We start from the raw sequence: 13,522 nt of genomic DNA on the forward strand, positions 1-13,522 counted from the left end.
TGGCTGAAAAATGTTAATGAAATATTAAAACCATCCTTTATGCTGGAGAGCAATTGCTCTGAATGGATGGCCGCATATGGATGTGCAACTGCTTTTGCTCTACCTCTCCCCGATTTTTCTGGCCTTTATCGGCTGGGAGATGCTCTACCTGCGCAAACATGGCTCGGCCTTTCCCACCGCCACCTACCAGTGGCGGGATCTGTTCGCCAACGCCACGCTGGCCCTGATGCACCAAGGGGGCGATGCCCTGGCGGCCATCGCCATTGCTTATCTGTATGACACCCTCTGGGGCTGGCGACTGTTCGATATCGAGCTGAATCTCTGGAGTGTGCTACTGCTGTTCCTGTTGCAGGATCTCTGCTACTGGCTGTTCCACTTCACCAGCCACCATGTGCGCTGGCTGTGGGCTTCCCACGTGGTACATCACAGTTCGGAGCGGCTCAATCTCTCCACCGCTTTTCGCCAGAGCCTGATGTATCCAATCTCCGGCATGTGGCTGTTCTGGATCCCGATGATTGTCATCGGCTTCCCGCCCGAGGCGGTGGTCGCCACCGTGCTGCTGAGTCTGGGTTTCCAGTTCTTCGTCCACACTCAGGTGGTGGGCAAGCTCGGCTGGCTTGAGTGGATCTTCAACACCCCCTCCCACCACAGGGTGCACCACGCCAGCAACGCCAAGTACATAGACCGCAACTTTGCCGGCGTGCTGATTATCTGGGATCGACTGTTCGGCACCTTTGTCGAGGAGGATCCTGCCGAGCCATGCCGCTTCGGCATCACCAAGCCGATCCACAGCTTTAACCCCCTCACTCTCACCTTCCATGAGTGGCGCGACATGCTGCGTGACGCCCGTGGCCTGCCATGGCGACAAAAACTCGCGGTGCTGTTTGGCAAACCGGCCGGACCTGCCAGCAGCTGAGCCTTCGCCCCGGATAGCAAGCCACTGATAACCAGTCCCTGATAATAAGAGAGCGCCACAGTGGCGCTCTCTTTTATGGTCAGTCATATCTTCGATATCAGAGATGGGCGAACGACCAGACGGCGGGGATCAGGCTCAGCAAGGTCACGCCGGCCAATAGCCGTTCGCGACCACTCAGGCAAAGACCTGCGCCCAGCTGGCGGCGGCTGTAGAGAAACAGCAGCAGACCCGGCCCGTAGAGCAGCAAGGAGAGCAGCAGATACTCCACCCCGGCAGCATAGAGCAGCCAGAAGCCGTAACCGCTCGACACCAGCGCCACTGCCCGCATCAGACCGCTGCCCTGCCCACTCTCCCCCTCCTTGCTGAACGAAAGCTTGAGCAAAAACAGCCCGATCAACAGGTAAGGCACCAAAATCATCGAGGTCGATATAAGCAGCAGACTGGTGTAGCCCTTGCCGAGCAGCCACACCAGCAGCAGGCATGTTTGCACCGTCAGGCTGGTGAGCCAGAGCGAGGCGATAGGCGTCCCGTTGCGGTTCTGGCGCCGGAAGATGGCGGGAAACGCACCGTGGCGGGCCGCGCTGAACGGCACCTCGGCCGAGAAGAGGGTCCAGCTCACATAGGAGGCGAGCACCGAGACGATAAGACCGAGGCTGATGAGCAGCTTGCCCCAGGAGCCGGTCATCTGGGCCATCAGCCCTGCCATGGAGGGGTTGGGTAGCGCCGCCAGCTCGGGCCGACTCAATATCCCCAGCGCCAGCACCGAGATAAGCACATAGAGCAGCAGCGCCAGCACCACCCCAAGCACGGTGGCAGTGCCCACATCCTGCCGGTTTCGAGCGCGGGCCGACAGCACCGCTGCCCCCTCGATACCGGTGAAGACCCAGAGGGTGATGAGCATGGTGTTGCGCACCTGCTCGGAGACCGGCACCGCCAGGGTGCTGCCCTGCTGATCCGCCACGAAGGTGACCGGATCGAACCAGTAGCAGGCAAACAGAATAAACAGCAGCAGCGGCAGGCTCTTGGCCAGGGTCGCCACCAGATTGAACAACGCCGCCTGCTGCACGCCGCGGGCCACCAGCAGGTGCACAGCCCAGAGGATGCAGGACTCGCCGACAAACGCCGCCAGGGTATTGCCGTCACCAAACCAGATCTGCTCCGGCGTATCGACGAAGCTGCCCAGCGCCGCAAAGGCAATGACCAGATAACCCACCACGCCGATGGTGGCGCAGAGCCAGTACCCCCAGGCGGAGAAGAAGCCCACCAGATCGCCAAAACCGGCGCGGGCGTAGCTGTAGATGCCGCCGTCGAGATCCGGTCTGAGTCGCGACAGATAGAGAAAACTCATGGCGAGCGCCAGGATGCCCACACCCGTCACACCCCAGCCGATCAGCACGGCGCGGGCGCCTGCCACCTCGGCCATATTCTGGGGCAGGCTGAAAATCCCCGCCCCCACCATGGAGCTGAACACCAGCGCGGTGAGAGACCAGAGCCCAATCTTGTTCTCTTTCATGAAAGCTCCTTAGCGCAACCGGCTGCTCAGCGCCTGAATATGCTCGGGGCCGATACCGCAGCAACCGCCGATCAAGTTCGCACCGGCCGCGCGCCAGCGCTCGGCCCAGCCGAGATAATCCAGCGGCCCCAGATCGGCGCGGATCTCGTCCAGCCCATCGTTGGCGGTGGCCTCTTTGGGTTGCGGCGGGAAGGCGTTGGCGTAAGCACCGAGGCGAATGTCTGCGCGGCCCAGCGCCTGCAATCGGGCGCGAGCAACCTCGAGGGCACCCTCGATCACCTCGGGCTGACAGCAGTTGAACAGGATGGCATCGACCTCGGCCGCCACTAACGTGGTCACCGCATCAGCCACCTGCTCGCCGGAACGCAGTCGCGGTTCGTTGCCCGGCGCCTCATCTTCCAGCGTGAAGGAGACCCAGAACGGCTTGCCGTCATCAGGCAGCAGCGCTTTCAGGGCCAGTGGCTCGGCAATCAGGCTCATGGTCTCGGCCAGCCAGATATCCACATAAGGGGATAGCGCCCGAATAAGCGGCATCGCCAGCTCGCTCACCCGGTCCGCCTTGAACAGGTCGGCACGGTAGGAGCCAAACAGCGGTGGCAGAGAACCCGCCACCTGCACGGCGCCCTTCTGCGCGTCAGCCACCTCACGGGCCAGTTGTCCGGCCAGCGCTGCCAGCCCCTCCCCGTCGGCAAAGAAACGCTCATCGCCGATATGAAACGGCACCAGCGCATAGCTATTGGTAGTAATGACCCGGGCTCCGCTCGCCACATAGGCCTGATGCACGTCGCGCACCGTCTCTGGCGCCTCCATCAGGGCCAGCGCCGACCACTCCGGCTGACGAAACGGTGCACCCCGCCGTGCCAGCTCGCGCCCCATACCCCCATCCAGCACCCACAATTCCCTGGTTTCCATCTGTCGTGTCTCTTAGTTATGTGCGTTGTTTATTTGCGTATTTATCTGTTTGTTTTGTTGATCTGCGGTTTCGCATCGAATCGCTGCAGATCGTCCCGCTTCATCCTGGGAAGCCCTTTTATTATGCAGCCATAAAAACATATAGATGTTTAGATGGCCAAAGCAAGATAAAACAAAGTGCCACGGGCGGCAATCAGTATCAGCAGAAATCAGCGTGCAAACGGCGAGGCAAACGCAGAAATGCAAGAGGCCACCCTAAGGTGGCCTCATCACAATCTTGATCCGCTGGCAGCTTAACGCCCGGCCAGCACGCGCTTGATCTGTTTGACCCAGTCGGAGACCCGACCCTGCTGCGGCAAACCGCGCCAGATCTGCTCCCACTGGGCAGGGCTGAGCGGACGACCGAGGCGACGTTGCACACCCGCATAGAGGTAGTCATGGGCCGTGGTGGCCGCATGCTCGGAGGTGAGGAATTTGGAGACCGGATCGGTCAACCGCACATCCCGCATGCCGAGCAGCGGATAGTCGTTGTGCACCGCCGCCAGCATGGTCTCGCGCATGGCGGACTCGATGTAACCTCGGGCAAACAGGGCGGTCACCGACTCCAGCGACCCCTGATCCGGGCCGTGGTACTGCTCATCAAAGACCGGGCTCGGCTCTGCCATGCCGCTTTGTACCACCGCATCGGGATCCGGCTGCGGCACCACCACAGCAGGCTTGGGGGCAACCGGCTTGGCTGCCACTGTGGCTTTGCGCGGCGCACTCTGGCTACAGGCACCCAGTGCCAGGGCGAGCGCGACACAGGCCAGCGCACGGGAATGAGACTGCATCTTCATGACTCTTATGTCGCTCCTTTTACGATTCCTGAGCTGGCTTCTCGGCCACAGCCGGTTCGACCCGGGTAACCAGCAGCTGATCAATCTTGTAACTGTCGATATCCACCACTTCGAACTTGTAACCGGCATATTTGACCGAGTCAGTACGCTTGGGGATCTTGCGCAGCATATACATGATAAAGCCGGCGATGGTCTCGTAGTTCTGGTTCTCGGGGAACTCTTCGATATCGAAGGCGCGCATCACGTCGGAGATGGGGGTGACCCCGTCTACCAGCCAGGAGTTCTCGTCGCGCTGGACGATCTGCTCTTCCACCACGTGGGTCGCCCACTCGCCCATGACTGTGCTCATCAGGTCGTTCATGGTGACAATCCCCACCACCAGCGCGTACTCGTTCATCACCACGGCAAAGTCACCACGATGATTCTTGAAGTACTCCATCGCCTCATAGAGGTTCAGGGTATCGGGGATGATGATGACGTTCTGTACCAGGTTGCCACCGATCAGGTCGATGCTCTGGCCACCGATAACGCGGATCAGCAGCTCTTTGGCATCGACAAAGCCCTTGATGCTGTCGAGGTTGTGGTCACAGACCAGAAACTTGTTGTGGGGATGTTCGGCGATCTTCGCCTTGATGCTCTCTTCACTCTCTTGCAGGGTGAAATAGATCAGGCTCTCGCGGGCCGTCATGGCAGAGGTGACACCAAGGGACTGCAACTCGAACACGTTCTCGATGAGCTGATGCTCCTCGCGCTGGATAACCCCCGCCTCGGCACCGGCATCCATCACCGCATAGATATCGTCGGAGGTGATCTCGTCGTTACGCACCGTGGAGACGCGCATCAGACGGAACAGGGAGTTCGCCAATCCGTTGAAGACCCACACCAGCGGCATCAACACGGTGACGAAGAAGAGCATGGGGCGCACCACCACCACGGCAATCTGCTCGGGCATGGTCATGGCCAGACGCTTGGGCATCAGATCGGCGATCAGGATAAACATGCCGGTGACGAACACGAAGGAGGCACCGGAGCTGATCTCGCCAAGCCAGGGCCCTTGGTAGAACTGGGAGACAATCCCCTTGATGGCGGGGTTGAGGGCAGACTCACCCAGGATACCGCCCAGAATGGCGACGGTATTGAGGCCAATCTGCACCACAGTGAAAAAGTTGCCCGGCTGGGCCTGCAGGGCCAGCACCTTTTCGGCCTGGCGATTACCTTCATCCGCCATTACCTGCAATTTGATTTTGCGAGACGCGGCGAGAGAGATCTCGGAGAGGGAGAAGAACACACTGCCGCCAACCAGCAGCATTAAAAAGAACAAACTATCGGCAAAACTCATGATTAACCTATTGCTACACCCGCCTTAGCACAAGACGGCAAACTGGGCCCGGGAGACCGGACCGTGAGCCCATCCGGGACTCACACAGGGGGAGTATTCTATCAGAAAACAGCCAGTTGGGGGCTTTATCTTACTCCGACCAGTTATGCAACAAAAAAGGCGCTTCACGCGCCTTTTTATTCACTTCCGGTTAGCCCTTGCCCAGCAAGGTGCCCAGATCGTCCGCCTTGGTGTGGCGCACATCCTTGCCTTTCACGTAGTAGACGATGTACTCGCAGATGTGCTGGCAACGATCGCCGACCCGCTCGATGGCCCGCGCCGCCCACAGCACGTTGAGCACCTGGGGGATGGTGCGGGGATCTTCCATCATATAGGTCATCAGCTCGCGGATGATGGACTCATACTCGCGGTCTACCTTGTCATCTTCCTTGTAGACCGCCAGCGCTGCATCCAGATCCATGCGGGCGAAGGCGTCGAGCACATCGTGCAGCATCTTGATGGTGCGACGGCCCATGTTCTCCAGCGACACCAACGGCGGCTGCGGCTTGTTGGCGTTGTCGGTCAGCATGCGGGCGATCTTGTCGGCCACATCGCCAATGCGCTCCAGATCGGTGATGGTCTTGATAATGGCCATCACCAGTCGCAGGTCGGAGGCAGTCGGCTGACGCTTGGCGATGATGCGGGTGCACTCCTCGTCGATCGCCACTTCCATGGCGTTGACCTTGTGGTCGTTGGCCACGATCTTGCGCGCCGCATCGAGATCCTGATCGTGGATCGCCGCAATGGCGTCGGTGAGCTGCTGCTCTACCAGACCGCCCATCACCAGCACCTGGTTGCGCACGCTCTCTAGCTCGGCATTGAACTGACCGGAGATGTGTTTATTGAGGTTCATATTGTCCATACAAATAATCCTTGATTGCTCCGATTATGCCTTAGCCGTTGAACCGACTGCCAATCTGTTTGCTGAGATTCATCCTCTCCTCTCCTTAGCCGTAACGACCGGTAATGTAATCTTCGGTCTTTTTCTTGGCCGGGGTGGTGAAAATGGTGTTGGTATCCGAGTACTCGATAAGCTCGCCCATATACATGAAGGCGGTCTGATCCGACACTCGCGCAGCCTGTTGCATGTTGTGGGTCACGATCACCACGGTGAACTGGCTCTTGAGCTCGTTGATCAGCTCCTCGATGGTGAGGGTGGAGATGGGGTCGAGCGCCGAGGTCGGTTCATCGAGCAGCAACACTTCCGGCTCGATGGCGATGGCACGGGCGATCACCAGACGCTGCTGCTGACCACCGGAGAGACCGAAGGCGTTGTCATGCAGACGATCCTTCACCTCGTCCCACAAGGCCGCACCGCGCAGGGAGCGCTCGGCGGCCTCATCCAGAGTGCGACGATCGTTGATCCCCTGCAGGCGCAGACCATAGACCACGTTCTCGTAGATGGACTTGGGGAACGGGTTCGGACGCTGGAACACCATGCCCACCTGACGGCGCAGGGCGGAAACATCGACGTTCTTGTCATAGATGTTGTGGCCGTGCAGCTGGATTTCCCCCTCGATGCGGCAGATCTCCACCAGATCGTTCATCCGGTTGATGCAGCGCAGCAGGGTCGATTTGCCACAGCCTGACGGGCCGATAAAGGCGGTCACCTGCCCTTTGGGGATCTTCATGTTGACGTTGAACAACGCCTGCTTGCTGCCGTAGTACAGGTTGAGATCCTTCACCTCCAGCGCGGTCTGCTCCGGGCTCAGGTTAAGCAGGTCCAGCGCGGTGTGCTGGGTAGACGTGGTCGTTACGTTGATCATCTGTTACCTCAAAATCTGTCGGTGGCGGCGGGCAATCTCATCGCCCGCGGCCGGAACGCTTGGCTGGCAGGGAACCCTGTCCCCTGCCCGTCTCTGTGGTGGCTGGCCTATCAATGTTCCAGCGACCGGAATTTCTCGCGCAAGTGGTTACGAATACCGATAGCGGTCAGGTTCAGACCCACGATCACCGTCACCAGCAGGAAGGAGGTGGCATAGACCAGCGGGCGGGCCGCCTCGACGTTGGGGCTCTGGAAGCCGACGTCATAGATGTGGAAGCCCAGGTGCATGAACTTGCGCTCCACATGCAGATACGGGAAGTTGCCATCCATCGGCAGGGTCGGTGCCAGTTTCACCACCCCCACCAGCATCAGTGGCGCCACTTCACCGGCTGCACGGGCAATCGCCAGAATAAGGCCGGTCATGATGGCCGGGCTCGCCATCGGCAGCACGATGCGCCACAGGGTCTCGGCCTGGGTGGCGCCCAGTGCCAACGAGCCCTGACGGATGGTGCTCGGGATCCGCGCCAGCCCCTCTTCGGTGGAGACGATCACCACCGGCAGGGTCAGGATGGCCAGGGTCAGCGCCGACCAGATCACGCCGGGTGAACCAAAAGTCGGGCTCGGCAGCGCTTCCGGGTAGAACAGCTGGTCTAACGAACCGCCGAGTGTGTAGACGAAGAAGCCCAAACCAAACACGCCATAGACGATGGAGGGTACACCCGCCAGGTTGATCACCGCGATGCGGATGATCTTGGTCAAGCTGTTTTTGCCCGCATACTCGTGCAGGTAGACCGCTGCCACCACCCCCAGCGGGGTGACGATGATCGCCATCAGGAACACCATGAAGACGGTGCCGAAGATAGCCGGGAACACCCCGCCCTCGGTATTGGCCTCACGGGGATCGTCGGAGACAAACTTGCCGATCTGGTGGAACCAGTGACCCACCTTGGCCAGCAGGCTCATGTCGTTGGGCCATACCACATCCAGTACCCTGGACATGGGCATGGTCACCAGCTCGCCACGCATATCCTTGACGGTGATGCTGTCCCGGTCAGCCTGACTGCGCAGGGAGAAGAGCTCTTTTTCCAGCACCAGATAACGATCGTTGAGGGCCTGACGTTCACGCTCCAGCTGAGCTTTCAGCTGATCGGTCAGCTTCTCTTCCAGCTCGGCTTTGCGCTCTTTCAGGCGCAGCCGCTCCAGCTGATAGTTGATGCTGCCGATGTCCCCTTTTTGCAGATCGTTGGCCTGTTCGGAGAGGGCATTGGCTCGCGCCAGCACCCGCTGCAGGGCAGGATGCAGATCCGAAGTCAGCTCGCGGCCATCCTCTTTTACCCCGACGATGTAACCGTAGAAGTTACCGTTGGTGGCACGCTCAACCATGGCCAGCTCGGCTGGCTGGCTCTGGGACTTGATGTCCGTCTCCAGTACCCAGCGAAAATCGAGGTCGACGAACTCACGGTTGCCGGTCTTGACCAGATAGCGGGTCAGCAGCTCGCGCTCTTCCCCCTCCAGCGGCAGACCTGCGGCGCGCAGCCGCTCCACCGGCACCAGCTCGCGATCGTTGATCTCGCCGATCAACACGCTCTTGTTGCCACTGGCGTCCTCCAGCTGCCACTCATAGATTGGGTGCGGCCAGAAGTAGACCAGACCACGCCAGCCGATCAGCAGCAGCAGACCCAGTACCGCCACCAGACTCAGGCTGACGGCGCCGCCGGTCATCCAGATCCAGGGGGCCCCTGATTTAAACCACTTACCCATTGTCGATTCCTTGTCCATTACAGAGCCGCCCCTTACATCGAGCTGTATTTTTCACGCAACCGCTGACGGACAAACTCGGCCAGGGTGTTGAACATAAAGGTGAACACAAACAGGACGAAGGCCGCGAGGAACAGTACCCGATAGTGGGAGCTGCCCACTTCCGACTCCGGCATCTCCACCGCAATGTTGGCGGCCAGAGTACGCAGCCCCTGGAACATGGAGAAGTCCATGATGGGGGTGTTACCGGTGGCCATCAGTACGATCATGGTTTCGCCCACGGCACGGCCAAGGCCCATCATCACCGCCGAGAAGATGCCCGGGCTGGCAGTGAGGATCACCACCCGGCTCAGGGTCTGCCACGGGGTAGCCCCCAACGCCAGCGAGCCCTGGGTCAGATGCTTGGGCACCGAGAAGACCGCATCTTCGGCGATGGAGAAGATGGTGGGGATGACCGCAAAGCCCATGGCGATACCGACCACCAGCGAATTGCGCTGGTCAAACTTGATACCCATTTCGTGGGTCAGCCAGATGCGCGAATCACCGTGCATAAAGGCATTCTCGATGAGCGGGCTCAGGGCGAAGGCCCCCCAGCCAATCAGCAGCAGCACTGGAATAAGCAGGATGGCGTGCCACCCCTCCGGCAGCCAGGACTTGCCTCGCTCCGGCAGATAGTTCCAGATAAGCGCAGTCAGCAGCATCCCCATCGGCAGCAGCACCAGCAGCAGGATCACCCCGGGCAGCGCCCCCTCTATGATGGGTGCCAGCCACAGACCCGCCAGGAAGCCCAAGATAACGGTCGGCAGCGCCGCCATGATCTCGACCGTCGGCTTGACGTATTTGCGCAGCCCCGCCGACATGAAGTAGGCGGTATAGATGGCACCGGCCACGCCGAGCGGCACAGCAAACACCATGGCGTAGAAAGATGCCTTCAGAGTACCGAATACCAGTGGCACCAGGCTCAGCTTGGCTTCAAAGTCGTTGCTGGCGGAGGTGGATTGCCACACATACTGGGGCTCCGGATACCCTTCATACCATACCTTTTGCCACAGGGCCGACCAGGTCACCTCGGGGCAATCGTTCTCCACCGAGAAAAGCTTGAAGGTCTCCCCTTGCTGCATCAGCAACAGGTTGTGACGGGGGGAGATGGCCAGAGCAGAGAGTTCACCCCCTTCCACCGTCTCGGTCAGCAGCTTGGTCTCGCCAGTGGCGTGGAAGAAGCTGATGATGCCGTCCTTGTCGGCACTGATGAAGGCTTTGCGATAGTGCTCGGGGATCAGAAGATCCACCGCGCCATCGCCCTTGAAGTCACGGATCTGAGTGACCTATCAAAGACCCGAGCTGGCGATCGCCCGCATGGCAACAAGCAGAGGGCGCCCAACTGGCTGCGCAGGCTGGCCCCTGGTGGCGGGAATTTCATGATCCCCGAACTCGACAAATTGGTCGAGGCGGTTCTAGCCGCCAACCCGGACATGCATGTGGCGGCCCTCAAGCTCAAAAGCGCCAGACTGGGCGCCGAGCAGGCCGATACCAACCTCACCCCCTCGGTCAATGGCACTATCGCAGCCAGTGGCAACAAGGATCTGAAAACCGGCAAAGACACCAACAGTCTGGGTCCCTCGCTGAGCCTCAGTTACGAAGTGGATTTGTGGGGCAAGCTTGCCTCGGTGCGGGATCAGGCAAGCTGGGAGGCGGCGGCAAGCGAGCAGGATCTCGCCAGCACCCGACTGCTGCTGATCGGCAATACCCTGGAGCAGTATTGGCAGCTCGGCTATCTCGGCTCTGCCATCACCCTTGGGGAACAGCAGCTGGCCAACCTGACCCGTACCGAGCAGCTGACCCAGACCAAATACCAGGCTGGCGCCATTACCCGACTCGATCTGGCGCAGGCACGCCAGCAACTGGCAGGCAAGCAGGCTGAGCTGGCCTCCCTCAAAGCGCAGCAGGAACAGGCTCGCAATGCCCTGCGTCTGTTGCTGGGCCGCAGCTGCGTATTCCGGCGAAGTTGAACAGCCATTCCGGCCAACGTGAACACCCTGATCCTTAACGCGCTCACGTCATCCCGTTTCTAACTCGACTGTTCAGATTGGGTCAACTCACTTCTCCTCTTTCTCATCGATTCTCCCTTCAGTGACAGCCGGTGAGCGTTGTGCATCAGCCGGTCCAGGATCGCATCTGCCAGGGTGTTGTCACCCAAGCTCGCGTACCACTCTTCAGTTGGCAGCTGACTGACTACTACCGTCGAGTATTTCCCGTACCGATCATCCATGATCTCCAGCAGGGCGTTGCGCTGCTCGGCATTCACCGCTTCCAGTCCCCAGTCATCGAGGACCAGTAGCTCTATCCTGGCCAGTTGACCCAGCAGTCTGGCGTAACTGCCATCTACCTTGGCCTGGCTCAGCTCAAGTAGCAGACGCGGCAGCCGGTAGTAACGAGTGCTATGCCCTTGCTGACAGGCTTGGTAGCCCAGCGCACAAGCCAGGTAGGTTTTTCCACAGCCACAGGGGCCGGTAATGAGCAGGTTCTGGCCTCGGCGCAGCCACTCTCCTTGGGCCAGGTTTGCAACCTGTGACCGCTCCAGGTTGCGTGCAGACTGGTAGTCCACCTCTTGCACCGTGGCTTGGAGTTTGAGCCGCGCCTGCTTGACTAGCCGAGCTTGTTTACGTTGCTCCCGGCTCAGTTGTTCGTGTTCGACCAGCAGGCTTAGACGCTCGATGAAGGGCAGCCCTTCGTAGGTACTGGCCTGTTCCAGTTGTTGTTGCACTGCATCCGCCATGCCGGTCAGTTTCAGGTTTCTCAGGCGGGTCAGGGTTTGTTGGGTCATGGGGCGTATCCTCTTAGTGGAAGCTCTGGGGGCCACGGATGTTCTCGTGCTCTTGCGGTAACTCTGGGTAGCTCAGCGGGCTTTCGGGCAGTTGGTCGCGGCCACTGGTCAGCACCGACTTGAGCTGTTTGAGTCGCACCAGTCCTTCCCGATTAGCCAACTGACAGCAGGCCTCGACCCGTGATGGCGGATACTCCCGGCTAAGACTTAGTAGCCCCAGGCAGAGTCGGTATGCCTGCTCGACATGGGCTTTCTCTTCCAGCCGTTCGCTCACCCAGCACAAGGTGCCCGGTCCGATATCAGCAGCCCACTGCTTGAGACGGCCTGGCGTCCAGCGTTGCTGCTTGCTGTGGCGTTCCGGCATGTGCTCCGGGATCGTGCTCATCCCCGGGATGGTTTTACGCGGATGGCTCGCGACCAGCTGTTGCTGGTGATAGACCTGAAGCAAAGTGTCGCCAGCATGGAGCTCCAGTTGCTGGCCCACATACTGGTGTGGCACCGAGTAGTGGTGCTGCTCATAGCTGACGTGATAGTCGATGTTGACCTTGACCGTTTTGATGGCGACATAGCGATAGGGATGCACCGGCAGTGGTCCCAGCGCCGGGCGGTCCAACTGCTCAAACGCCTCGCGCCGGTTACCGGGCAGTTGCTTGAACGGGCGCTCGTTGAGTTCGTCCAGCAAGGCCCGGATGCACTGGTTGAGCTCGGCCAGCGAGAAAAAGGTCTGGTGGCGCAAGCGGGCGAGGATCCAGCGCTCGACGATCTGCACACCCACCTCAGCCTTGGCTTTATCCTTGGGCTTGTAAGGGCGAGCTGGCATCACTGCCACCTGATAGTGCTCGGCCAACTGCTGGTAGCTGGGGTTGAGCTCGGGATCGTATCGGCAAGCCTTGCTGACACCGCTTTTGAGGTTGTCGGGGATCAGCAGTGCAGGTGTACCGCCGAAAAACTCAAAGGCACGGACATGGCTTTGCAACCAGTCCGGCAGTGACTGTGACCAGGTAGCCTCGGCAAAGGTGTAGTTGGACGCACCAAGCACGGCGACAAAGATCTGGGCCTGACGGACCTCCCCCGTGGAGGGCGAGGCGATGGGCACCGTGGGCCCGCAGTAGTCGATAAAGAGCTTTTCCCCCGCCTTGTGGATCTGGCGCATGGAGCGCTTTTGCAACTGACACCAGGATTTGTAACGGTCGCAGAACTGGGAGTAGCTGTAACAGCTGTTGGGATAGCGCTGGGTGTACTCCTCCCAGAGCAGTTGTTTGGAGACCCCCTTACGCTTGAGCTCCTGATGGACAGAGGGCCAATCCGGTACAACATGGCGGGCCGAGATGGTGGTATCGGCCTGCGGATAGAACAGGGCCGCCAGTTGGCCATCATCAAGCTGGCTAGGTAAGGGCCAGGTCAGGCCGAGCGTCTGGGCACTTTTGAGGAGTTTCTGGATGGAGCCAACGCTGACCTTGGTGCAGCAACTTATCTGGCGAACAGAGAGGTCAGCTTCCAGCCGCAGTCGCAGCACTTCACGAATTTTACGCATTGCAATCCTCTTGGCAGACATAGGCTCTTCCCTGGCAAAAGGGAGAGCGTATCAAAGGTTGTTAAATCAATGCGTTAAGGATGATT

General features: G+C 59.9%; 10 protein-coding genes and 2 pseudogenes. 2 read left to right on the forward strand and 10 right to left on the reverse strand.

Annotated elements, in window-relative coordinates:
- Window positions 1–76 precede the first annotated feature (76 nt).
- Window positions 77–916, forward strand: a complete 840-nt coding sequence (locus ACTG2G_RS02530) for a sterol desaturase family protein (RefSeq protein WP_252656781.1) — start codon at window positions 77–79, stop codon at window positions 914–916.
- Window positions 917–1,013: 97 nt separating this feature from the next.
- Here ACTG2G_RS02530 and ACTG2G_RS02535 read toward each other — a convergent pair whose 3' ends face one another.
- The 8 genes and pseudogenes from ACTG2G_RS02535 to ACTG2G_RS02570 form a co-directional block, all read right to left on the reverse strand.
- Window positions 1,014–2,429, reverse strand: coding sequence for a basic amino acid/polyamine antiporter (locus ACTG2G_RS02535; RefSeq protein ID WP_201955785.1), 1,416 nt, complete (start codon window positions 2,427–2,429; stop codon window positions 1,014–1,016).
- Window positions 2,430–2,438: 9 nt separating this feature from the next.
- Window positions 2,439–3,341, reverse strand: a complete 903-nt coding sequence (locus ACTG2G_RS02540) for a homocysteine S-methyltransferase family protein (RefSeq protein ID WP_421386008.1) — start codon at window positions 3,339–3,341, stop codon at window positions 2,439–2,441.
- A gap of 293 nt (window positions 3,342–3,634) precedes the next feature.
- Window positions 3,635–4,177: a hypothetical protein gene (locus ACTG2G_RS02545; protein ID WP_069555291.1), complete on the reverse strand. Its 543-nt coding sequence runs from the start codon at window positions 4,175–4,177 to the stop codon at window positions 3,635–3,637.
- A gap of 19 nt (window positions 4,178–4,196) precedes the next feature.
- Window positions 4,197–5,516: a hemolysin family protein gene (locus ACTG2G_RS02550; RefSeq protein WP_005334094.1), complete on the reverse strand. Its 1,320-nt coding sequence runs from the start codon at window positions 5,514–5,516 to the stop codon at window positions 4,197–4,199.
- A 190-nt stretch (window positions 5,517–5,706) separates the two neighbouring features.
- On the reverse strand, window positions 5,707–6,417 hold the full coding sequence (phoU, locus tag ACTG2G_RS02555; RefSeq protein WP_005334097.1) for a phosphate signaling complex protein PhoU: 711 nt from the start codon (window positions 6,415–6,417) through the stop codon (window positions 5,707–5,709).
- Between the two features lie 85 nt (window positions 6,418–6,502).
- Complete coding sequence (gene pstB / locus ACTG2G_RS02560; protein WP_421386009.1) at window positions 6,503–7,321, reverse strand: phosphate ABC transporter ATP-binding protein PstB; 819 nt, start codon at window positions 7,319–7,321, stop codon at window positions 6,503–6,505.
- Window positions 7,322–7,431: 110 nt separating this feature from the next.
- Window positions 7,432–9,081, reverse strand: coding sequence for a phosphate ABC transporter permease PstA (gene pstA, locus ACTG2G_RS02565; protein ID WP_421386010.1), 1,650 nt, complete (start codon window positions 9,079–9,081; stop codon window positions 7,432–7,434).
- A gap of 32 nt (window positions 9,082–9,113) precedes the next feature.
- Window positions 9,114–10,400 (reverse strand): annotated as a pseudogene (locus ACTG2G_RS02570) (phosphate ABC transporter permease); the annotation flags it as partial.
- On the opposite strand from ACTG2G_RS02570, the pseudogene ACTG2G_RS02575 reads away from it, so the two are divergent.
- Window positions 10,399–11,066, forward strand: a pseudogene (locus tag ACTG2G_RS02575) (TolC family protein); the annotation flags it as partial. The pseudogenes ACTG2G_RS02570 and ACTG2G_RS02575 sit on opposite strands and share 2 nt — an antisense overlap.
- A gap of 80 nt (window positions 11,067–11,146) precedes the next feature.
- On the opposite strand, the gene istB reads toward ACTG2G_RS02575, so the two are convergent.
- On the reverse strand, window positions 11,147–11,902 hold the full coding sequence (gene istB, locus ACTG2G_RS02580; protein ID WP_059296348.1) for an IS21-like element ISAs29 family helper ATPase IstB: 756 nt from the start codon (window positions 11,900–11,902) through the stop codon (window positions 11,147–11,149).
- A 13-nt stretch (window positions 11,903–11,915) separates the two neighbouring features.
- Window positions 11,916–13,457, reverse strand: a complete 1,542-nt coding sequence (gene istA / locus ACTG2G_RS02585; protein WP_059296349.1) for an IS21 family transposase — start codon at window positions 13,455–13,457, stop codon at window positions 11,916–11,918.
- Window positions 13,458–13,522: the final 65 nt, after the last annotated feature.

The sequence above is a fragment of the Aeromonas sp. 55A genome (assembly GCF_051919665.1).
GTDB classification, from domain to species: domain Bacteria; phylum Pseudomonadota; class Gammaproteobacteria; order Enterobacterales; family Aeromonadaceae; genus Aeromonas; species Aeromonas veronii.

Bases quoted from the DNA above. Each gene is read 5' to 3' on its own strand.
- ACTG2G_RS02530 (WP_252656781.1), top strand. From the start codon at position 77: ATGGATGTGCAACTGCTTTTGCTCTACCTCTCCCCGATTTTTCTGGCC.
- ACTG2G_RS02535 (WP_201955785.1), bottom strand. From the start codon at position 2,429: ATGAAAGAGAACAAGATTGGGCTCTGGTCTCTCACCGCGCTGGTGTTC.
- ACTG2G_RS02540 (WP_421386008.1), bottom strand. From the start codon at position 3,341: ATGGAAACCAGGGAATTGTGGGTGCTGGATGGGGGTATGGGGCGCGAG.
- ACTG2G_RS02545 (WP_069555291.1), bottom strand. From the start codon at position 4,177: ATGAAGATGCAGTCTCATTCCCGTGCGCTGGCCTGTGTCGCGCTCGCC.
- ACTG2G_RS02550 (WP_005334094.1), bottom strand. From the start codon at position 5,516: ATGAGTTTTGCCGATAGTTTGTTCTTTTTAATGCTGCTGGTTGGCGGC.
- phoU (WP_005334097.1), bottom strand. From the start codon at position 6,417: ATGGACAATATGAACCTCAATAAACACATCTCCGGTCAGTTCAATGCC.
- pstB (WP_421386009.1), bottom strand. From the start codon at position 7,321: ATGATCAACGTAACGACCACGTCTACCCAGCACACCGCGCTGGACCTG.
- pstA (WP_421386010.1), bottom strand. From the start codon at position 9,081: ATGGGTAAGTGGTTTAAATCAGGGGCCCCCTGGATCTGGATGACCGGC.
- istB (WP_059296348.1), bottom strand. From the start codon at position 11,902: ATGACCCAACAAACCCTGACCCGCCTGAGAAACCTGAAACTGACCGGC.
- istA (WP_059296349.1), bottom strand. From the start codon at position 13,457: ATGTCTGCCAAGAGGATTGCAATGCGTAAAATTCGTGAAGTGCTGCGA.